Below are 22,920 nucleotides of genomic sequence, written 5' to 3'. Positions count from 1 at the left end.
GGTCAGGCGGGGTGGCGCGGGCCGTGGCCCGGGGGCGGGGTGAGGGGCGAGGTGTACGTCTCGCCGTCCACGAGGGGCTTCTCCAGGCTCAGGCCGGCGGTGGCCATGCGGTCGTACTCGGTGAGCACGAGCCGCTTGGTGCGGAATTCGCCGTACTTGGAGATCTCGTTGTTCTTCAGACCGCCCGACTCCGACTGGAAGGTCTCCAGGATGTAGTCGGTGTCCTCGGCCGAGATGCCGTACAGGTGGAAGAAGTACGCGTCCAACTCCGCGCGCAGTTGGGAACGTCGCGTTTCGCCCCAGCGGAACGGCTCGCCCTCGTCGCCCAGGTCGCGCGCGAGAGGGGTCATGTCGTAAGCCGTATAGACGAGTTCGAGTACCCGGGGGAGGAGGAAGGGGAGGTGGGGTTCGAGGGTGGTAGGGGTGGGGATGGGGAGTTGCTTTACCACCATTCGGTTCATGTGGATCCCGCCGACTTTTTGACGAGCAACGTAGTCGTACACCAGCGAGCTCTGTGTTGCGACCAAGGCGGCGGCGAGCCCTGGAGATGACGACGGCAGCATAAGAGGAAACGTGTAGCTCACGGCGGACACGGGAAGGAACGCCGGGATCGCTGTTCGTTCGTCGGTTGTGCGGCAGACATCACGTGAACCGATCACCCAGCCGTGTCGCCACTGAAGCTCTTCGAGCCGGGCCAACACGCCGGGGACCCTGAATTCCTTTCCCTTTCGCTGGGTAGCGACTAGCCCCTTCTCCTGGATCCAGTAGCGAGGCTGAGCCACGACTTGCGGGGCCTGCTTGGCGTCGATCGGAACGCGTTGGTATTCGTCGTTGCCGAGGCCGTGGTAGGAGTTCCAGCGGTGATCGAAGTGGTGGACCATTTTGCCTTCAAAAACCGGCATCATTCGGTCATCGTCGCGAACGAACACGTTGCCATCAAGGTGCCACCCGTCCCGCTCCAAGCCCTCACGAGTGTGGAAGAGATCCGAGTCATCTGTCATGTTGAAGTGATTGCTGAACTTAATCCCCCATGGATTCCCGCCCCGGTTTTCCTCGTTCCACATCACGGGCATCCGGCGATAGATGGCCGCCGTCAGCTCCGCATCCCGGCGAGTCCGGAACACCGGAAGCGTGCCCGTGTTGGGATTGATGAGGGCGAGATCCTCGGGGCTCAGAGCGAACACGCGCTCGGGGTTGTCGAGGTCGGTGATCTCGGAAAGAAAGAAGCCGAAACGAGCGGCGGGCACCCGTGCAGCGCGGCCGGTGAGGGAGAGTAGACAGAACTTGTAGCTGGAGTGCACGCTCTCGAACCACTTGCCGCCCTTCGGTAGCGCGGGACTCTTGGGCCGCCGGTTCTCGAAGTCGTACAGCGAGACCAGAACCCCGCGCCGCGTGAAGTCGGAGAACAGGTACTGCGAGCCCGCGCCGGTGGCGATCGCCGTGGGGAGGATGACGCCGAACCGCCCGTCCGATGCAACGACGTTCGACATCCGCTCTGCGAATAGGACATCCGTCTGCAGGGAGTTGACGCCCTTGACCGTCAACCCCTTCCCGCACAAGGGGAAAACCCCTGAGTCCCCCGCGAAGTGAAACGTCCCCTTCACCGTGCGCCGGGCCTCCCGATACCGTGCCCCCTCGACCGGATGCTCCTCCTCCCACGCCACGATCCGCGTCCGACGAGCCGTACCCGAGATTGCCGCGATCTCCGGATCGACCACGCTGAAGTACTTCTTGTCCTCGAAGTCGACCTTGTCCCACGGCGGGTTCCCCACCACACACGAGAAGCCGCCCGCCCACCCCGTGGCCGGATCGACCCCACCGCCCTCGGCACCCGCGCCCGCATCGCCCTCCGGCACGCCGAATACCTCCGGGAACTCCAGGTGCCAGTGGAAGAACGCGTACTGCTCTCGCAGCCGGACGATCTCGTCGTGCGTGGACTGCGGGGCCGCGTCGCCCTCGGGGTCCTCAAGGCCCCGGAACACCCGGTGCGTGATGGCCGGCGGTGCGTCCTCCCGCTTCACCCACACGAACGCCGCACACCACGCGTCGGCCAGGTGCAGTGCCCGCAGGTACTCGGCGGACGTCGACCACTCCTTGAACGCCGACTCCTTGCGCCGCACGTCCGCCAGTGTCCGCGCCGGTGCCGAGGTGATGCGGCGCAGGCCCCTCGCGAAGGTCGTGTTGGCGACCCTGGTCTCCGGTTCGAGGTCGAACAGGCTGCCCTGGTTTGCGCGTTCCTGCTCGTTGCGTGAGAGGAGCTGCTTCGCCCAGCCCTCGTCGTCGCCCTCGGTCTTCTTGAACGCCCGATCGGGGATGCCGTCCCGCATCAGGGCCGGGGTGGCCCCGATGAGGCCGTTGCCGTGGCGGATGTGCGCGTCCAGGAAGCCGAGCGGGCGGCCCGGTTCCATGGCCTCCAGCCACAGGGACACCTTGGCCAGCTCCACCGCCATGGGGTTGAGGTCGACGCCGTACACGCAGCGTGCGACGACCTCGTGCAGGGCGTGTCGTACGGCCTCGACCGTGGGCTCGGGGTTGCGTTCCCGCACGGAGGCGACCCGCTTGGCGATGCGCCGGGCCGCCGCGACGAGGAAGTGGCCGGAGCCACAGGCCGGGTCGCAGACCGTGAGGGAGAGCAGTTCCTCGACGATCGTGTCCGCCGGGTCGGCGTGGCCCTCGTCCTGGGCCCGCCGCTCGCCGCGCCGCACCGCCTCGTCGATCACGGGCGTGAGGGTGGAGTCGAGCAGTGCCTCGGTCAGCGCGGTGGGTGTGTAGTAACTCCCGGTTTTCTTCCGGTCGTTGCCCGCGCGGTCGACCAGTTCGAACGTGCGCTCCGACGCGCTGTACTTGGGCACCAGCTCCAGCAGTGCCTCGTACACCGACCCCAGCTCCTCGGCGCCCATGTGCCGGTAGTCGACGGACCGCCAGCGCGCGGAGTTCGCGTCGCGGACGCGCGCGAGGTGCCGTACCGCCTCCAGGAAGTGGCGGTTGGCCAGGCGGGCGCCACGGAGCGGGGCGTCGGCCTCGGTGGTGTTGAAGAGGCCACCGAGGCCCGGTAGAGCCAGTTCGGGGCGGCCCTGTTCGTCGCCCAGCGCGTTCAGGACGAGCTGGAGGGCCTCGTACTGGTCGCTGTGCGCCGTGCCCTGACGGCGTACGGCCCGCTCACGCAGCCTTGCCGTGGAGAAGTAACGGGTGAAGCGGTCACGGGCCTGCTCGTCCGGGTCCGGTGTCAGCAGGGCCTCGCGGTCCTCGGCGACGAAGAGGAAGATCAGGCGGTAGACCAGGCGCAGCAGCGCCGACTGGAGTGCGGCCGGGTCGAGGTTCTCTCGCAGTTCCGTGTTGTCGGGGTGGCGGAGGAAGCCCGTGCCGAGAGCGGCCAGCGCCTGCTGGACGCCGTCGCGGTAGTGCTCCAGGGCCCGCGTACCCGACTCGATCGCCGCTGTACGCCACGCCTCCAGCGGGCACGTCGAGGGAGCGGCGCCCTCCGCGACCTCGAAACGCGACGCGTGCAGCACCCGGTACAGCAGCACGAACTCGCTGAACAGCTCACCATCGAAGATCGCTTCGAGGTCGAACTCGACGTACGACGCCGTGGCGAGCGCGCTGGAGTCGCGCAGCAGGCGGACCTGGCGGCCGTTGGTCAGGACGCCCCACAGGTGGGCCTCGGTGCGGTTCAGGCACTCCTGGAGCATTGACTGCGGCGGGACCGTGCCGGCGCCGCCCGGCCGCTTGTCCAGGTCGGCGTTCCAGGCCGTCTGGTGGATGAGGGCGTGCTGCCAGCGGTGAGAGACGGGGAACTTCTTCTCCGGGTCGGAGTCTGCGGCGATGCCCCCGGGGCCCACGGGAGTGAGCCGGCCGAAGCCGAGTTCGTGCCAGAGCGGGGCCAGCCAGTCGGTGTCGGCGATGCCCGTCGGGTCGGCGGCGGGCACGCCCGTGTCGCGGTTCTCCGGCAGCTGCTTGCGCAGTTCCCGCCACAGCGGCTTGAGGTACTCCCAGCTGCGCTCCGCCTCGTCCCGTACCGAACGCGATGACGGCAGACCGTAGTCGGCCGACGAGGAGGCGGGCACGTCCCCGTCCGCCGAGATCCTGAGCAGCATGTCAGCCGGCAGCAGCCCCCCGACCGTGTGGACGGCGGTGAACACCTGGTTGCGGGTGGTGGCGGACATCAGGCGGACACTCCAACCGGAACAGAAGCGGCGGCGGGCAGGTAGACGTAGGCGCCGAGGATGTCGGCGGGCTTCTGGGCGGTGACCGACAGGCCCCGGACGATCTCGCCGGAGGCGGCCCGCACCCGGCGGTGGGCCGCGTCCAACTCGGCGGCGAGTTCATCGCCGTACGTCTCCAGATAGCCGTTGATGTCAGGGAGTTGGCCGAGGATACGCGTCATCGTGCGCTCACCGAAGTGCGGGTCGGTGTTCTCCGACGCCGTCGCCTCCAGCAGGGCCGCCGCCTGCTCCGGTGTCAGCCACGCCCCGTTCTTCGGGGCGCCCTCGAAGGCCAGCAGGCGGGCGTCTTCCGCCACCAGTTGCCGTTCGCCGCTCCGGGACGGCAGCGTGAGGTGGAAGCGGTAGCGGACCAGCAGCAGGGTCGTCCTCGTGCTGACCGCGTCCGTCGTGATGACGCCGCAGCGGCGGGCCGGGCGGGCGCCCTCCGCCTGGGTGTCCAGGGCTGCGTTGAGGACGTGGGACGCGAGGGCGCCGACCACCAGGTCCGTGCGGACCAGGGCCGCCTCGCCGCGCGCCACCGCCGGGTCGCCGCGGAACGGGATCTCGCGGTCCTTCTCCACGACCTCCGCGCCCACCACCGGCGCCAGCGCGTCCCGCAGGCCCGCGGGAGTGCCGCCGACCTGGGCGGTGAAGTCCCCGGACTCGCGGCCACCGCCGTCGGCGCCCCGCAGTACCGCGCCCAGCGCGCCCAGTGCCTCGCGTACGAACGTCCGGATCTCCCCCGCACCGCCCAGCGCCTCCCGGATCGACGCGACCTCGCGGGCCACCTCCTCCGGGTGGATGGAACGCTGGGCGAACCGGGAGCGGGACTGCCGCTCGCGTTCCGCCGCCGAGTTCCAGTCGCTGTCCAGCTTCGCCGTGCTCACCTTGAACGCGTCCGCGCTGAACAGCGCGTCCTCGTTCTCCCGGCCGCGCATCAGCAGCCACTCCACGATCGCGTCCGTCACGCCCGTCGACAGCTCGTCGGGGACGGAGACCGAGATGCCGAGGTCCTTCTTGATCTGGCGGTGCTTCTTGATCAGCACCTCCAGGACCTTGCCGTCGATGCCGTTGTCGTCGCCGTAGAGGGTGATGACGCGGACCTCGTCGCGGCGCTGGCCGTAGCGGTCGACGCGGCCCTCGCGCTGGTCGTGGCGGGTGGGGTTCCAGGCCAGGTCGTAGTGGACGACGGCGTCGAAGTAGTGCTGGAGGTTGACGCCCTCCGAGAGGCAATCGGTGGCGATCAGGACCCGGCGGGCCGCCGCGTCCTCGCCGGCCTCCGCCGCCAGCGCCTCGATCCGCTCGATGCGCTGCTGCGGGGACAGCTCGCCGGTGACCGCCTTGACGACCGTCTTCGCGCCCAGGGGGCCGCGCTTCTTGGTCTCCGGGTCGTTCGCGAGCTGCTCGGCCAGGTACTTGGCCGTCGGGATGTAGCGGCAGAAGACGATCGGGTTGTAGCCGTCGGCCAGCAGCGCCTTGAGGTGCTTGATGAGCGCCTTCAGCTTGAGGTCCTTCTCCGGGCCCTTCAACTGCGCTGCCAGTTCGGCCAGTTCGGCGAGCTGCGACTTCACCGGGCCCTCGTCCGTCTCCGCGCCCGGCGCCACGTCCATGCCTTCCAGCGCGTCGCTGTCGGCCGCGTCGCTGTTCAGCGGGGCGCCCAGCTTGTCGGCCTCCTCCGCCGACGCCGCGATCGCCGCCGCCGAGCGGGTGGTGAGGGTCTGCGCGGCTGCCGCCGGGGACGACACCAGTGAGCGCAGCAGGGCGATCGCCGACCACCAGGCGATACGGGCCTCACGCTTGCCCTGGCCGCCCGCCTCCTCGACTCGCTCGCTCGCGTAGGCGATCGCGTCGTCCAGCAGGGCCCGGTACTCGGGGGACAGCTTGTACGTCTCGTCCTTGAAGAAGCGGTCCGAGGGGAAGGCGGTGCGTTCGGCGAGGGAGTCGTCCGCCAGGCCGTCCTCCTTCGTGAGGTACTGGCGTACGTCCGCCCGCTTGCGGGCCACGAAATGCTGGGCGAGCAGCTTCCGGCCCGTCTCCGACTCCAGGTTCACGTGCGCCAGCTCAGGCTTGACCAGGCCGAGCAGGTTCCGGAAAGCCGACTCCTTGCCGCTGTGCGGGGTCGCGGTCACGAGGAGCAGATGACGCTCGGCGTCCTCCGCCACCCGGCGTAGCAGCTCGTACCGCAACTGGCTCTGGGCGCTCGCCGAGGTGTCGTCGGCCGCCACGCACGTGTGGGCCTCGTCGACGATCACCAGGTCGGGGCAGTGGCGTACGAAGTCGTCACGGTGGCGGGTGGACTTGATGAAGTCCGTGGAGACGATCACGTTGGGGTAGCGGTCGAAGAGGGACTGGCCGAGATCCAGGCCCCGCTCCAGGCGCGACACCGTCGAGGACAGGACCAGCTCCGCGTCGATGCCGAACTTGCCGCGCAGCTCCTGCTGCCACTGCTCGGCCAGGGCCGGGGAGCAGAGCACGGCCAGGCCACTCGCCTCGCCCTGCGCCAGGAGCTCGCTCGCGATCAGGCCCGCCTCGATGGTCTTACCGATACCGACGTCGTCGGAGATCAGCATGCGGACGGTCTTCTGGCGCAGGGCCATCAGCAGCGGCACCAGCTGGTACGCGCGCGGCTCCACCGCGATGCCGGCCAGCGAGCGGAACGGGCCCGCGCCCGAGCGGAAGCCCACCCGCAGGGCCGTGCGCAGCAGGCCTGCCGCCCGCTGGTCACCGAGGTCGGTCGGCTCCGGCGGGGCGAAGCGGGCCTCCTCGACGGGCTCGAACGGGAACACCGCCGCGATGTCGTCGTCCGAGCCGCCGAGCGGGCGCAGGACGAGCAGGTCGGGCTCGCTCTCGGGGAGTACCACCCACTCGCGGCCACGGGCCTTCACCAGGGATCCGGCGGAGTACGTGAATGCCATAGCGATCTTCAAATCCTCTGGATGGGTGACTAGTGGGCGGCCGGGGAGCCGAAGTAGCGGGTGTTGGCGGCGGCGATGGCGTCCCAGTCGCCGCCGTGCGGGAAGCGGACCACGTCCCAGGTGGCGTCGAACAGCCGCTCCTCGGCGTCGGCGTCGCGCAGCGCGCTCGCCTCGGTGTCAGGGCCGTCGACGAACACCGCGACGTTGGCGCCGGGGAGCCGGTAGACGAAGTCCGGTGCCGCGTTCGCGTCGGTCAGGAAGACGTCCTTCTCGTCGGGAAGCCGCAGGCCGCGGACCTTCGCCCAGCCCAGGAAGTCGCCCTGCGCGGCCAGTTCGGCCGCCGACGCCTCGACGGCCGTGGGAGCGGCCGGGGATTCGGCCAGCAGCCGCCGGTACTGCTCCGACCGGGACTCGCCGCGCGACTCCCGCCGCGCCGTCGCCGACGCGAACCGCACCAGCAGCCCGGCCACCGTGTGCCGGTCGATCTGGGCGTGGTCGAGCTGGTTGCCGTAGGTGAGGAGGCACTCGTAGCAGCCGCGCGCGCAGGCCCGTCCCGGGCGGTGTTCCTCGTCGCCCTCGTCCTTGCCGTCCGCCGAGAAGTGGCAGATCTCCAGGGCGCGGCGGGCCGCCTTGGCGAGGGCGTCGTCCTCGGCCTGGAGTCGGCGCAGCACGCCGGCGCCGCCCTCCGCCGCCTCCATGAAGAGGATGCGGCGCCTGGGGCCGTCGTCCGGCGGGAGCAGCTCGCTGGACAGTTCGGCATCCTCCAGCTCGAAGGCGGCCTCGATGCCCCGTTCCAAGGCGTACATCAGGGTGAGCGCGATCGGCTCGGGCAGCGCCTCGTCGAGGGTGACGACGACGATGTTGCGGCGGTCCTCCACGAACGGGATGACCCGCTTCTTGCGGCGCCGCTCGTTGCCGTCCTCGTCGACCGGCGGCAACTCGCTGAAGTCGCCCACGGCTTCGGCCGCGTCCTTGTCCTTCATCCAGCGGCCGTCGGCCAGGTCCAGCCAGTAGCCCGGCGGCTCGTCCGTACGGGCGCGCACCCGGCCGGTGTTGGTGATGCGGACGGTCGCGGAGTCGCCGTAGGTGATCTGCGCCAGCTGACCGTCCGGGGCGGCGATCGTCGCGTTGAGGCGGCCCTTGCGGATGCCGTGGTCGTGGAAGCGGTACGAGGTCTCCAGCCGGAAGCCGGCCCGGCGCCGCTCCTCCTCGTCCGAGGAGATCCGCTCCCGGCGGGTGGTGTACACGGTGTGCAGGTGCAGCAGGCCGTAGGTCGCCGCGCCCAGCGGCTCGTTGCAGAAGCCGCAGCGGTCCTCGCGTTCCTTGGGCTCGTGGTGGTAGCCGCAGTTCGCGCAGCGGCGGGCCTCGCCCGTGGTCAGCTCGCCGGAGGAGTCCGGCGGCAGCTGGATGCGGGTGACCTGGTAGCGGGCCCCCTCGTGGTAGATCAGCGAGCCGGGGCCGAACTCGCGGATGGCGAGGAAGCGGGGGCGCTGCAGGTAGTCACCATCGCCACGGCGGCGGCCGATCGTCGGGATGTACGCGGCGAGGGGCAGGCGCGGGAAGCTGTAGCCGGGCAGGAAGCCCTCGGAGGCCAGGTAGCGGTAGGGGTTGAAGTCGGAGAGGACCGACTTGCTGTCGACGCTCTCGTTCATGAGGAGGTTCAGCTGGGTCTCGGCCTCGCGGCGGCGGGCGTTGGCACGGTTGCGGTCGCCCTCCGTGAGGCTGTAGTCGAGGCGGCGCTTGTTCTGGACGTACTGGTCGTCCAGGGCGGCCCGGAACAGGCTGCGCCAGCGGTCGAAGGCGCGGTCGAAGCGTTCGGCGACGGTGCGGACCTTGTCGTCGATCCAGTCGTCGTGCCACCACGTGGTGTCCGCGAAGTCCCTGAACAGCGGGCCGAGGACGTGCAGTGCCGCGTCGACCGTGCGCCGCTGGGCGCCGTCGTCGTGGGCCGCGTCCCGGATGTCCGGCAGCAGGTGCAGGGCCGGGTCCGGGCGGTCGCCGGAATCCGGGTACGACACGTCGAGCACGTCCGGGACGGAACGGCCCAGGCGCAGGCCGGCCTCGGCGATCCAGATGCCCTGGAGGTGGGAGAGGACCAGGTCCTCGTTGGCCAGGTCCAGACGGGGCGGAGCCACCGCGCCCGCCACCATCCGCCAGGGCTGGCGGAAGTAGTACTGGTCGTGGCTGTTGCCCGTCGCGCAGTACGTCGTCACCAGCGCGGGCTGGCCGCTGCGGCCCGCGCGGCCCGAACGCTGGGCGTAGTTGGCGGGCGTGGGGGGCACGTTGCGCATCATCACCGCGTTGAGCTCGGAGATGTCGACGCCGAGCTCCATCGTGGGAGAGCAGTACAGGAGCTTCAACTCCGCCTTGCGGAAGGCTTCCTCGCGCGCCTCGCGGTCCTCCGGGGACACCTGGGCGGTGTGCTCGCGGGCGTACAGGCCGGACAGGGCGTCGGCGGTCTCCCGGTACAGCTTGAGGAAGAATGTGTTGATGCGCGGGCCGTCGCCGCTCTGGTAGGTGCGGGTCAGCGGGTCGTGCGCGCCCGACTCGCCCTTGCCGGCGCGCCACACCAGCGACTGGGCGGCCACCCGGTAGCCGGTCATGGCCGCGGAAGACGCCCTGCCGTAACGGCCGGCGCGCTGCGGGGCGACTTCCACCTCCTTGACCAGGCCCGCCTTGGTCAGCACCTTCAGCAGCTCCGCGATGATCAGCTGCAGGTCGTCCTGGTCCAGGTCGCGGAAGGTACGGTCGGTGCGCCGCAGGAACTTGCCGAACCTGCCCCGCGCCGACAGGAACAGGCTCGAACGGTCCGTGCCCCGCCTGGAGGGGTGCGGGTAGGCGGTGCCGACCCGGGGCTTGTCGGCGGAGGACAGCACCCACGGGCCGACCAGCCGCTCCTCACTGGCGCGCTGGAGGGAGTCGAAGGCGTCGTCACGGAAGTACGACACGTCGATGGCGAGGGAGCGGCGCATGTCGTCCAGCAGGGCCTTCATGACCTCGGCCCGCAGTGCCGGGTCGGCGTCCCGCAGCGCCTGGTGCGTGCCCTCCCAGCGGTCCTGTTTGGCGGCGACCCAGTCCAGGTCCTCGTAGTCGATCTCCAGCAGGCCCGTCTGTTCCAGGTTGGGCATGGTGATGCGCCAGCCGCGCTCCAGGTCCAGGTAGAGCCGGAAGGCGATCACGTCCCGCAGTGTGCGGGCCGCGTTGCGGGCCAGCGACGGCGGCAGCTCGCTCTCCCCGGTGTAGTCGGCGGGGGCGACGGCGAGCGCGTTGGTCACCGCCGAAGCCAGTTCCTCGTGGTGCAGGCCGTCGTCGCCGGCGTCCAGGGCCGCCCGGTACAGGGCCCCGCGCAGCTGGGTGATCTGCACGAAGTCGTTGAAGTGGCCCGCCTGGAGGGAGGCGTCCTGCCGGTTGTCGACGAACGTGAGGAGCTTGCGCGCCTTCTTGTCGAGAGCCTCCTCGGGCACCGACTTCAGCGAGCGGACGATCGACGCCGAGACCAGCGAGGTCGCGGAGGAGCGGCCCTCCTGGTCCAGCGTCGCCAGCTTGGCGAAGTCCCGGCCGCGCGTCTGCTCGTACGCCACACCGCAGTGCAGGCAGAACAGGAACGGCGACGGGATGAACGCGGCCTTCAGCTCGCCCTGGCCCTCGCGGCCGAACGTGTCGACGGTGACGGCCCTCGGCACCCGGTCGCGGTAGGCGCGCTTGACGACCTCCTGGCCCTTGTCGTCCAACTCCAGCCAGGATTCGGGCAGTCGGCGGTCGTCCACCGCGTACTGCACGTTGGACGGCCACTCGCGCTCGTGGTCGACGTAGAGGTAGCCGTCGCCCTGGCGGCCGCCGGTCGCCGAGGTGTCGCGGCGCGCCTCGTAGCGGACCTCGCCGTCCTTCTCCGTGCGCCACACGGTCAGGTACTCCTGGCCGCACTCCCGGCAGAAGGCCAGCGGCATCAGCAACTTGCCGCCGCTGCCGGGCTGTTCGAGCTGGTAGGAGCGGGTCAGGTGACGGGAGGACTTGTCCTCCAGGGTGACGTAGACGGTGTCGCCCTTGGAGAGGAACTGGTGCAGGCGGAACGCGAACAGCGGCCGTTCGTTCCGCGGGTTGAGCGCCTGCGAGCCGGCCTCCAGGGTGGCACGGATCGCCTTCGCGCACCTCTCCTCGTCGACGCCCGACGTCTCGTGCAACTCGCGTGCCGCGACCTCGATCTGGGTCGGCGACCGGCGTACCAGGCGGCCTGTGGCGTCGTCCGCGACGAGGCCGAAGCGGTCCTCGATCCAGCGGGCCAGCGGGTCGCGCGCCAGGTCGTCGTAGGCGCGCGGGGCGGGAGAAGTCAGGCGCTCGGCCGGTACGGTGTCGGGCGCCTCGCCCGTCGCACGGACCAGGGTCTCGCCGATGACGTGCTCGGGGCGGACCGTGGTGCCGAACAGCGTGCTGGCCACACCGGCGACCACCTGCCGCTGGTCCTCCAGCGTGCCCTCGGTCGACATGGTGGCCGAGGTGCCGATGCACTGCAGTTTCTCCGCCTGGCAGGCCTCGCGGACCCGGCGGATCAGCAGGGCGACGTCGGCGCCCTGGCGGCCGCGGTAGGTGTGCAGTTCGTCGAAGACGAGGAACTCCAGGCCACGCGCCATCCTGATGAGGCTCGCCCGGTCGGCCGGGCGGGTCAGCATCAGCTCCAGCATCACGTAGTTGGTGAGCAGGATGTCCGGCGGGTTGTCGCGGATCTCCTTGCGTTTCTCGTCGTCCTCCTGGCCGGTGTAGCGGGCGAAGGTGACCGGCTCGCGGCCCGCGCCGTAGCCGTCGCGAAGGTACTTCTCCAGCTCGCGCAACTGGCTGTTGGCGAGAGCGTTCATCGGATACACGATGATCGCCCGCACGCGCTTCGGAGCGTTCGGGCCTTCCTCGTCGCGCTCGTGCAGCACCTTGTCGACGATCGGGACGATGTAGGAGAGCGACTTGCCGGAGCCGGTGCCGGTCGTCAGGACGTACGACGCCCCGGAGGCGGCGGCGTCGATGGCGTCGCGCTGGTGCCGGTGCAGGAGCAGCGGCCTGCCGTCGCAGACGGTGCCGCCCTCGGTCTTCTTGGCCTGGAAGATGCGGGCGCACTCGGGGTGCAGCACCTTCTGCTGGGCGAGCTCGACCACCGTGCCACCGCCCTGGAAGAACGGGTTCAGCGACAGCCAGGGGTTCGGCCACTGGGACTTGTCGTCCAGGTCCTTCTCGACGTAGACCTTGATGCGCTCGTCGCGGATGACGGTGCCGCCCTCGGTGAAGGAGCGGTAGTCGCGGATCAGATTCTGGTGGACCCCGAAGACGTCCATGCCGGCGCCGGAGCCGGTCACCGGGGCGGGCTGCTGCGGCGGGACGGTCACCGGGGCCGGGGCGGCCTCGCGCAGGGGGAGTGTCGGGTCCTGCTGGCTCCACGAGGGGACGAGGCAGGTTTCGTCCGCCGGTACGGCGAGGGGAAGCAGGGCGTCCCGTACGGTCACGGCATCAGCGGGGCGGTTCGCCGGGTCCTTGGCCAGCAGCCGGTCGACGAGACGGGCGAGCTCGGCGGGGACGTCGCCGCGGATCGCGCGGACGGGGCTGGGCTCCTGGTGGACATGCCGCTCGGCGAGCTCGTACGCCGACTCGCTCGTGAACGGAGGGACGCCGACCAGCATCTCGTACAGCACACAGCCCAGCGCGTACAGGTCGGCGGCTTGGGTCACCTGCTTGGCCTGGCACTGCTCGGGCGCCATGTAGCGGGCGGTGCCCACACTGACGCCGGTGCTGGTCAGGCGGGTCTGGTCCGGGTCATCGACGATGCTGCCCATGCCGAAGTCGAGCACCTTGACGGTGCCGCCGCGCGTGAGCATGACGTTGGCGGGCTTCAGGTCGCGGTGGACCACGCCCTTCGCGTGCGCGGCGGCGAGGCCGGCGGCGATCTGGGCGCCGATGGCGGCAGCCCAGGCGACCGGGAGCTGTGACTCCTCCTCGATGAGGTCGCGCAGCGACTCGCCGTCCAGGTACTCCATGGCGAGATAGGGCAGGTCGTCGCAGTCCGTGGCGATGCCGCCCGCGACGAGCCGGGTGAGGTTGGGGTGCTCCAGCAGGCGCATGATGTTCACTTCGCGGGCGAAGCGCTCCACGGCCTTGGTGTCGCCGCCGGTGTCGATCCGGCCTCCGGTGCGGCGACGCAGGATCGTCTTCACGGCGACGGTGCGCTCGGGCGAGCTCTCGGGAGCGTGCAGGTCCTCGGCCCGGTGGACCTCCCCCATGTTACCCCTGCCGATGACGCGCCCGATGCGGAATCTGCCGTCGACGAGCTCGTGGCTCACTGCCGCTCCTCTGCCTACTGCTCGCGTTCTCTCGGTTCCGGAACGGAACGCGTCCCCTGGTCTGCTGCCGCACGGCCCATCGTGGCAGAACGGACAGTGAGGCAGTCGTCACAGTACACGAACCACCTTGCGTTGCACAGGCGCTCATCCGTTGACATTGTCAACATGGCACCCTTAATCTCGCCGTGAACGAAGGGGGGTGGGTGGCATGCAGGATCGAGTCGCCGGCGGGGCGGGCGGGCCTGCCTTGAAGGTCGCGATCGGGGAGCTGCTGGCTCGATTGAGGCATGCGGCCGTGGACGGCGTCGTGCCGGAGTCGGCCTTCGCACGGCACGTGCGCCCCCTGGGGCTCGGCCAGGTCGAGCAGGACCGGCTGCGAAGCGAGCTGGCCCGACTGGGTCTGCATGTCCGTGACGCACGTGTGCATGTAGACGCGGACTCGCCAGATGCGGAAAAGGTTGCAGGATTCCGTGAAGAAAATGTGTCTGCCCGTGTCGGGCGGGTGCTAGCGCTTCTGATGCGCTATACGGACGTCGACGGATATGTGACGTCCCAGGCGCTCGACGGAGTGATCCGGCTGGCCGGGCTGACGGCACGCGAAGCGGACGAGCTTCGGTCCGGGGCAAGGGTGAGGGATGCCGAAACCCGGGCCGAAGAGCCCACAGCGAAGGTGGTCTCGTCGCTGCCGGAGGGTGGGCGGGGGGCGGCTGAGCAGGGGGTCCCGCCGGAAACCGGGGAATTCGCCGACGCCGTGGCGGCCGCCATGTCCGTGCTGCGCGTGGACCGCGTTCAGCCGCGGCCCGACAGTCGCCTCCTCAGCGCGGAGGCCGAGGTCGGGCTGGCCGTACTCGTGCGCGGCGGTGCGGACCGCGTCGCACAGGAGCCCGAGGAGGCGGAACTGTGCGCGCTGCCGCCCGGCGACCTCAGGATCCGGGCCCGGGACTGCCTCGTCCTGCACAACCTGCGGCTGGTGCACTCGCTCGCCCGTTCCTACCTGGAGCAGGGGCTGGACTACGAAGACCTGTTCCAGGTAGGGGTGCTCGGACTGATGCGGGCGGCCCGCAAGTTCGACCCGACGATGGGCAACAAGTTCTCGACGTACGCGACCTGGTGGGTACGGCAGCAGCTCGCCCGGGCCATCGCGGACGAGGGCGCCCTCATCCGCATCCCGGTCCATATGCACGAGCAGATGCGCAAGGTGGCTGCTGCGGAACGCGCCCTCGCCTCGCAGGGGCGGCTCGCGTCGGCCACCGACGTGGCGGTGCGGTGCGACATGACCCTGCAGAGGGTGGAGGAGATACGGAAGCTGAGCCGACGCACCGACTCGCTCGACCGCGTCATCGGCGACGGCACCACGCTCGGCGACTTCATCGGGGAGAGCCATGCCCAGCCGTCTGTCGAGCAGGACGTGGTGAACACGCTCCTGCTGGAAGACGCCATGGCTGTCCTGGACACCTTCTCCGAGCGTGACGCCCGTGTCCTCGTCCGGCGCCTGGGACTCGACGGCGACGAGCCCTCGACGCTCGACGAACTGGGGCGGGAGTTCGGCGTGACCCGGGAGCGTATCCGGCAGGTGGAGAGCAAGGCCCTCTCGGCATTCAGAGCGCGCCTGCGGATGGCCGGGGTCACCAGTGCGTACAAGGGCAGGATCGCGCAGGAGGCCGCGGGCAAGAGGCAGGCCGTGCCGACGAAACTGCGCGCCCGTGGCGCGGACCCAGCCGTCGTCGGCGCTGCGGGCCTCGCCGCTGCCGTCGACGAACCGCAGCGAGGCGAGGAGCCGCAGGCGGAACTCGAGGCCCTGTCCTCGCTCACGCCGGATGAGGAGCGGCCATCCCGGACCGAGGAGGAGACAACGGTGGCAGAGGAGAGCAGGGGAAAGGGGACGCCCGGCACTACCGCCGAGCCGGCGGCTCCGGTGCCCACGGCGGCGTCGGCACCGCCCTCGGCAGTGCCGGCGCCTCCGGTGCCCTCGCCGTCGAGCGTGCCTTCTCCTCCTGAGGCTGCCCCGCCGAGCGAGGCTTCGAGTGCGGCATCCCGCGAGCTTCAGCCCGTGCAGTACACGGCGGACTGGGACAAGGCGGTGCACATGTCGACGACGTTCGATGGAGGAATCGACTGGCTGGCCGAATACGCCCTGATGGCGCTCGGACAGGACCAGCTGACGGTGATCCTCGGTCCGCGGGCCACGGCGGACGTCGTACGCGCTGCGCGGGCTCGTAGGACGCCGGACCGCCAGGTGCTCACGGCTCTGGAAGTCCTGCAGCGCATCTTCGACGCGCTGAGAAACGCCCGGCTCCGACCCGAGGACTTCTTCGAACGGCCGTCCGAGGCACTCGTCGGGCTGACGCCCTCGGCGTACCTGGCCAGGAAGCCGCTGGTGAACACGGAGTCCCGCCTTGCCGTACGTGACGCACTGAGGGAGTTCGTCGCCGGAATGCCGAGGCGCGAGGAGGCCGCGGAGGTGCCGCGCGTGACAGAGAAGTCTGCGGACGGCGACTCGTCGAGCCCCTCGGACGACCAGCCTGTGCGACAGGCCCTTGTATCCGACGGCGTCCCGTCACCGGAAGACGAAGAGAACACCGCGAAGCTCCGCGCCGAAGCGGATCACCGCCTCGCCGAGCTGCGCCACGCGTACGAGGCGCAGCTGGCACGCGTGCGGCACGAGCACCAGGAGCGGCTGGCCGAGGAGCGGCAGACCGCCGACGACCGGGTCGCCGCTGCCGAGGCGGAGACGGAGAGGCAGCTCGACGCCCTCGAAGAGACGCTGCTGCGCCGCCTGGACACCGCTTTGCTCCGACAGGAGCGGCATCTGCGAGGGCAGAGCGAGGAGAGGCTCGCGCAGCTCAGGGAGGAACACCGCGAGGCACAGCGGATCATGGCCGAGCGAGTGGAGCGCGTCGCGGCGGAGACGCTCTCCGCCTCCCGGGATGAGCAGCAGGTGGCCGTGGCACGTCTGCGCGCCGATCAGGCCGAGCGGCGGGCTGCCGAAGCGAACCAGCGGGCGCAGGAAGCGGATCGCCGCGCGACCCTTGCCGAGCAGCGGGCGGACCGGGCCGAGCAACGAGGATACGAGGGCGACCGACGGCTGCGTCGTTACCGCGAGGAGACCGATGCACGCATCGAGGTGCTCGAGGAGCGGCTGCAACTGGGCGAAGCCGAGCTGAGCCGACGAGACCATGCCCTCATCGCGGCCCGCCGGGACACAGCAGCACAGGTGGAGGCGGCGGAACAGCGGGCTGCCCAGCGACTAGCCCAGGCCGAACACGATGCCTGGGCCCGCATCACCGAACTCCAGGCACAGCTCACCGCCGAGCGGGAAGCCGCCGCCGGCCGCACTACCTTCCGGGACCGCTGGCGCCGGACCTGAAGCGCGCGCAGCCCACCTCCCCGTACCTCCGAAGGAACAGCATGGACCCCAGACAGGAACTCGTCGCCTACCTGCACAGACAGCTCGTCGGCCCGGCGGGGGGCGCCGAGGAGACGCTCGACGCCCCGCCGGACCGGCAGTACCTGATGGGCACCCTGTATCCCCAGGACGCCGATCTGCGGCGCCAGTTGGACCTGGCCGCCGAGGAACCGGACGGTGCCGGCACGGAGCGGCCGGCCGAGGACACCGCTCCCGCCGCCGACCCGGTTCCGGAGGTGAATTCCTGGCTGCCCTCCTCGCTCGGCCTCAGCTTCTACACCGACGCCACCACCGTGGAGATCCGCTGTTCCGGTGCCCGCTACGAGACCCGCTCCGGTACGAGCGAACGAGGCCGGAGCTGGCAGCGCATCCCGCTGCCGACCGAGACGCACACCCTCGGCCCCGACCACGTCGAGGTCACCGTCTTCGACGCGCGTGCCGAACTCCGCGTCAGGCGGCGCACGTTCGGAACCGGCCAGCTGGTGACCGTGGCGCTGGTCAACGCGGCCCGGCACGAGCCGGCCCTCGGTAAGGCCGCCCAGTGGGACCGCATGTTGTTCCAAGTGGAACTGGAGGTACGGCCCGTGGACGGCAGGGTGCTCCAGTACCCGAGTGTCCGTCTCGCCAGCCGCGACCCGGAGGAGCAGGAACTGCGCCTGCAGTACCGGCACGTGCGCACCCACGCCGTCGGGCACGGCTGCGCGGTGGAGGAGCGGTACGACGACACGGGAGAGCAGGTCACGACGCTGCGCGCGGCCGTCATGCCGGAGGCGGAAGTCCCCGGTGTACGGGCAGCGGGACTCAGCGGCACCCCGGTGCTGAACCTCGGACACCTTGCCGACGCTGACGTCTCTGTCGATCAACTTCGCGAGGAACTCTGGGAGTTCGCCGCCGACTACCGGGCCTGGTACGTGGGGCAGTTGAACGCTGACATCCCCGAGTGGGGACGCGCCGCCGCAGACCGCGTCCTGGACCGTATCGCCGCCGCGGTCACCCGCATCGAGTCCGGCGTGCGCACCCTCTGCGACCCGTCCCGGCCCGAACTGCTGCGCGCCTTCCGCACCGCCAACCACGTCATGGCGCTTCAGATGCGCCACTCCGCCCCGGATCTGGCGGGAACGCGCCGGTCCCGCCGCGACGCCGTACCCCCGGACCCGGCACCGGCTCCGGACGCCGCCTGGCGCCCCTTCCAGCTGGCGTTCTTCCTGCTGGCCCTGGACGGAGTGGCCGACCCTCGGCACCGGGACCGGACCGTCACCGACTTGATCTGGTTCCCGACCGGCGGCGGCAAGACCGAGGCGTACCTGTTGCTCGCGGCCTTCACCATGGCACTGCGCAGACGCGAACCCGACGGCGGCGGCACAGCTGTCCTCAGCCGCTACACCCTGAGCCTGCTCACCACGCAACAGTTCCAGCGCGCGGCCACCACCGTCTGCGCCCTCGAAACCCTCCGCCGGGCGGACCCTGCCGTCTACGGTGAGGAGCCCTTCTCGATCGGCCTGTGGGTGGGCGAGACGACCACCCCGAACACGTACGAACGAGCCCGTGCGGCCTTCGACGACGTGCGCGCCGCCGCCCGACCCGACGACGTGTTCATCCTCGACCGCTGCCCCTGGTGCGGCACCCGCATCCTGCCCGCCCACAAGTCACCCGACATCGGTGACTACGGCGTGCGCGCCGGAGCGGACTCCTTCGCCTTCTTCTGCCCGCGCGAGGAGTGCGTCTTCCACGACGAGTTGCCCGTCGCCGTGGTGGACGAGCACCTGTACGACCGGCCGCCCACGTTCGTCCTCGGCACCGTCGACAAGTTCGCCCGACTGGCATGGGAACCCCGCGCCGGACGGCTCTTCGCGGCGGGCGGCACGCAGCTGCCGCCGTCCCTCGTCATCCAGGACGAGCTGCACCTGCTCACCGGCCCCCTCGGTACCACCGTCGGCTTGTATGAGTCCGCCGTGCTGGGGCTGTGCACCAGGGCCGACGGCATCGGACCCAAGGTCGTGGCTTCGACGGCCACCATCCGCCGCTCGGGGGAACAGATCCGCGCCCTCTACGGCGGTGGCGTCCAGCTCTTCCCGCCCGCCGGGCTCGACGCCCGCCACTCGTACTTCGCGGAACCGGACACCTCCCGGCCCGGCCGCCGCTACCTCGGCGTCATGGCCCAGGGACACACGGCGGGCCGCGCCGCCGTCGCCGTGGCCGCCGCCATGCTGCAGGGCGCGTGGGAGCTGCCCGAGGAACACCGGGACGCCTACTGGACGCTTGTCGCCTACCACCACAGCCTGCGCGAACTCGGCCGGACCGTCACCGCCGCGGCCGATGACATTCCCGCCCAGCTCGCCGGACTTGATTCCGGCACGGGGACGAGGAAGTTGACGGATCACCAAGTGCAAGAGCTGACCAGCAACCTGCCGCGTGCGGAACAACCCGTCCTGCTCGACCGGCTGGAGAGGCCGTGGGGCGATCCGGAGTCGGTGTCCTTCCTGCCCTGCACCAACATGCTGTCCGTCGGCGTCGACGTGAAGCGGCTGGCACTGATGCTCATGCAGGGACAGCCAAAGACGACGGCCGAGTACATCCAGGCCACCAGCCGTGTCGGCCGGCATGCCGTCCCCGGCCTCGTCGTCACCTTCTTCAACGCCACCAGGCCGCGGGACCGTTCGCACTACGAGACCTTCGACGTGTACCACCGCTCGCTGTACCGGCATGTCGAACCGACCAGTGTCACTCCGTGGTCCGTGCCCTCGCGGCGCCGCGCCCTGCACGCCGCTCTCGTCATCCTCGTCCGGCACCGCCTCGGCCTCGCCGCGGAGAACCAGGCGGGGGCGATCCTGCACCACCTGCCCGACGCGGAGGCCCTCGTGGCGGAACTGGCGGCGCGCGCCGAGGCCTGCGAACCCGCTGCGGGCGACGCCGTCCGCAAGGAGCTGTCGGACCTCCTCGCCGAGTGGGAGGAAGCCGCACGCGCAGCACGCAAGGACGGCCGCGAGCTGTACTACCGCAGTCAGGGCAAAGGCCAGTCCAACCTCATCAAGAGCTTCGAGCAGAGATACGGGCTCTGGGAGACACCCAACTCGATGCGCAACGTCGACCGGGAATGCCAGGTGATGGTGAAGGGAGCCGACCTGTGAGCCGCACACTGCGGGTACGCCAGTCCCAGACGGTGGTGCCCTTCGGAGTCGGAGCCGTCTTCGACACCCAGGGCGAGTCGTTCGTCGCGACCGGAATCGGCGACTGGCCGAGCCGCGGCAGGCAGCGGGTCGACTCGCCCCGGCTGGCCTCCCGGCTCGGGGTGACCGGTTTCTACGCCGCCCCGGCAACGGCCAACGACCGGTTCGACACGCCGGACGCGCCCGGGGCGCCGTACATCCGTTTCCCGTCCTGGCTCTTCTGCGGTTCCTGCCGGCGCATGACCAGGTGGCGCATCGCGGACGAGAAACCCGGGCGTCCGCCGCGCTGCGCGTCCTGCTCGCCGGGGCGGGCACTCGCGCCCATGCGGTTCGTGCAGATCTGTCAGGCCGGACACCTCAGCGATGTCGACTGGTGGTTCTGGGCCCACTCCCGGCAGGACGCGGGCGAGCGCCGGCAGTGCGGCGACCGCGACAAGCTGCGCTTCCTGGTCTCCGAACGCGCCTCAGGACTCGAAGCGCTCTCCGTGGCCTGCACCGCGAAGGGCTGCGGAGCGGCCCGGGACCTGCTGGACATCCTCGGCACGCACGGCATGCGCTGCTCAGGACGCAACCCCTGGCAGCGGGCAAGCGAGGCCGTGGAGTGCGAGAAGCCGGTGCAGGTGGTGCAGCGCACCGCGGGGAACCTGTACTACCCGATCGTGCATTCGGCGCTCGACATCCCCGAGACCGACGCACCGGCCGTCACCGACGAGGCGCTCGCCGCACGGATACGCGGGCACGATCTGTGGGTGTCGCTGTGCAGAGGGGCTGACTCGCCGCGGGCCGGGGTCTTCCGCTCGATGATCCAGGAGGACACCGGCGCCGACGACCAACTCCTCGACGCCCTCCTCGCGGAGGAGACGGGCCGGCCCGTCTCCTCCGCGACCTCCACCGGGACCGGTACTCCCGACCGTCCCGACCTGAGCCGGGAGGAATGGGCGGCCTTCACCGCTCCGACGCCGCCGGCCACCCGCGACTTCGCGCTGCGCGAGACCACGCTCGGTCTGGCTGGCGAGACCGCGGCCCCCTGGGCGGGCCTCAGCCGCCGGTTCGGCCGGATCGTCCTCGCCGACCGGCTCCGGGAGGTACGCGTCCTGTCGGGCTTCACCCGGGTGTCCCCGGATGCCACCGTCGTCCCCGCCGACACCACGCGGCTCCTGAGGTGGCTGCCCGCCGTGGAGGTCTTCGGAGAGGGCATCTTCCTCACCCTGGACAAGAGCGAACTCGCCGCCTGGGAAGCGGACACCCGGGTCCGACGCCGGATCTCCGGCATGCGAGCCGACCTCGACCGCTCCTTCCAGAAGGACCGTCTGGAGACCTTGACCGGTCCTGAGCTGTCCCCGCGATTCGTACTCCTGCACACCCTCGCGCACCTGCTGATCCGCCAGCTCTCCTTCGAATCCGGCTACACGACGGCGAGCCTGCGGGAACGTGTCTACGCGCGCCCTGAGCAGGATCAGTACGGCATCCTCGTCTACACGGCCGCAGGAGACGCGGAGGGAACCCTCGGCGGTCTCGTCCGGCAAGGTGAACCGCCCCGGCTCGCCGAGACCCTGCTCCGGATGACGGAGGCCGCGGCGTGGTGCTCGGCCGACCCGCTCTGCGCCGAGCACACCGGCCAGGGCTTCGGCAACCTCAACCGCGCGGCCTGCCACGCCTGCGCGCTGCTCCCCGAGACCAGCTGTGAGACCGGAAACACCCTCCTCGACCGCGCCCTGGTCGTCGGCGGCGAACGGGTGCCCGGTTACCTGGAGTCCATCGTCACCGCGGCCCGCGCCGTGGCCGCCGACGCCGTGGAGAAGATGTGACCGTCACCTATCTCGACCTCACCGAGGAGCAGCGCTCCTGCCTCGACGATCTGCCCTTCGACGGCAACCACCTCGTCAGCGGTCCGCCCGGAAGCGGCAAGAGCCTCCTAGCAACCCAGCGAGCCGTCATGCTCGCCCTCACCGGAACGCCGGTGGTCCTGCTGACCTATTCCAATCTCCTGCACCAGTCACTGGCCGGAGCCGTCCACGCCCTGGGTCCCGCGGACCGCAGCGTGCGGGTGCGGACCGTGCACGCCTGGCTCACCGAGTGGTACGGCGGGAAACCGCCCAGCGGTGCGGACGGCTGGTTCGACTGGCCCGCCCTGTACGAGCGGGCCGCGGCCGCCGACCCGCCGCCCGGACTCACCCTCGTCGTGGACGAAGGCCAGGACCTGCCGCCGGAGTTCTACCGCCTCTGCCGACTGCTCGGAGCCCGCACGACGGTGTACGCGGACGAGTGCCAGCGTCTGACCGACACCAACTCCACACTCGCGGAGATCGCCGAGCGCCTGGGCCGCTGCGCGCGCCACGAACTCGACGGCAACCACCGCAACACCCGGCAGATCGCCTCCTTCGCGGCCCACTTCCACACCGGAACCGGTCTGCCTCCGATCCCCGAACGGGACGGCCCGCCCGCACGACTGCACCGCCTTCCGCAGCGCGGGGCCGCCGACCTGGTGATGCTGCTCGCCAAGCAGCACCCGCAGCACACCATCGGCGTGATAGCCCACTCCAAGCACACGCAGTTCTCGCTGCTCGGCACACTGCAGAACAAGGCACCCAGGCTCAAACCGCAGCTCTACACCTCCGATGCGAAGGGAGGCCGCTACCACCGCCTGGACCTCGGCCGTCCCGGCGTCGTCCTGGTCCATCGGAGAAGCGCCAAGGGCCTCGGCTTCGACACCGTCGTCATCCCCGACGCGCACACCGACGCCGCCACCGATCCCACCTCGGCCGCGCTGCGCATGGAGTACTACGTCATGACCACGCGAGCCCGACGCGAGCTGCATCTGGCCTACGAAGGCGCATCCGAGCCGCCGCTGTTGGCGCAGGTGGGGCCAAGCGCGTTGCTGCGCGGCTGACAGGCCGGGAACGCGACGGGTTC

General features: G+C 70.6%; 7 protein-coding genes. 4 read left to right on the top strand and 3 right to left on the bottom strand.

Going from position 1 to position 22,920, the window contains the following annotated elements; translation table 11 throughout:
• Positions 1-2: 2 nt before the first annotated feature.
• Genes ACFYMU_RS23650 through ACFYMU_RS23640 form a run of 3 tightly spaced genes read right to left on the bottom strand, consistent with a single transcriptional unit; the run spans position 3 to position 13,434 of the window.
• The gene (locus ACFYMU_RS23650) at positions 3-4,163 is read right to left on the bottom strand and encodes an Eco57I restriction-modification methylase domain-containing protein (RefSeq protein ID WP_388376456.1); all 4,161 of its coding nucleotides are present in this window, start codon (positions 4,161-4,163) and stop codon (positions 3-5) included.
• The gene (locus ACFYMU_RS23645; protein ID WP_388376453.1) at positions 4,163-7,117 is read right to left on the bottom strand and encodes a helicase-related protein; all 2,955 of its coding nucleotides are present in this window, start codon (positions 7,115-7,117) and stop codon (positions 4,163-4,165) included. The genes ACFYMU_RS23650 and ACFYMU_RS23645 overlap by 1 nt, the downstream gene beginning before the upstream one ends.
• A gap of 29 nt (positions 7,118-7,146) precedes the next feature.
• Positions 7,147-13,434: a protein kinase gene (locus ACFYMU_RS23640; protein WP_388376450.1), complete on the bottom strand. Its 6,288-nt coding sequence runs from the start codon at positions 13,432-13,434 to the stop codon at positions 7,147-7,149.
• 517 nt (positions 13,435-13,951) lie between these two features.
• On the opposite strand from ACFYMU_RS23640, the gene ACFYMU_RS23635 reads away from it, so the two are divergent.
• The 4 genes from ACFYMU_RS23635 to ACFYMU_RS23620 are packed head-to-tail and all read left to right on the top strand — an operon-like array spanning position 13,952 to position 22,897.
• The gene (locus tag ACFYMU_RS23635; protein WP_388376448.1) at positions 13,952-16,801 is read left to right on the top strand and encodes a sigma-70 family RNA polymerase sigma factor; all 2,850 of its coding nucleotides are present in this window, start codon (positions 13,952-13,954) and stop codon (positions 16,799-16,801) included.
• Between the two features lie 41 nt (positions 16,802-16,842).
• Positions 16,843-19,968, top strand: a complete 3,126-nt coding sequence (locus ACFYMU_RS23630) for a helicase-related protein (protein WP_388376445.1) — start codon at positions 16,843-16,845, stop codon at positions 19,966-19,968.
• Complete coding sequence (gene drmB / locus ACFYMU_RS23625) at positions 19,965-21,815, top strand: DrmB family protein (protein WP_388376442.1); 1,851 nt, start codon at positions 19,965-19,967, stop codon at positions 21,813-21,815. The genes ACFYMU_RS23630 and drmB overlap by 4 nt, the downstream gene beginning before the upstream one ends.
• On the top strand, positions 21,812-22,897 hold the full coding sequence (locus tag ACFYMU_RS23620) for a DNA helicase (RefSeq protein WP_388376439.1): 1,086 nt from the start codon (positions 21,812-21,814) through the stop codon (positions 22,895-22,897). Before drmB ends, ACFYMU_RS23620 begins: the two co-directional genes overlap by 4 nt.
• Positions 22,898-22,920: the final 23 nt, after the last annotated feature.

It is taken from the genome of Streptomyces sp. NPDC007264, assembly GCF_042869095.1.
Lineage (GTDB): Bacteria > Actinomycetota > Actinomycetes > Streptomycetales > Streptomycetaceae > Streptomyces.
The sequence above is the reverse complement of the archived record's forward strand: the minus strand, read 5'-3'. Positions and strand labels throughout refer to the sequence as shown.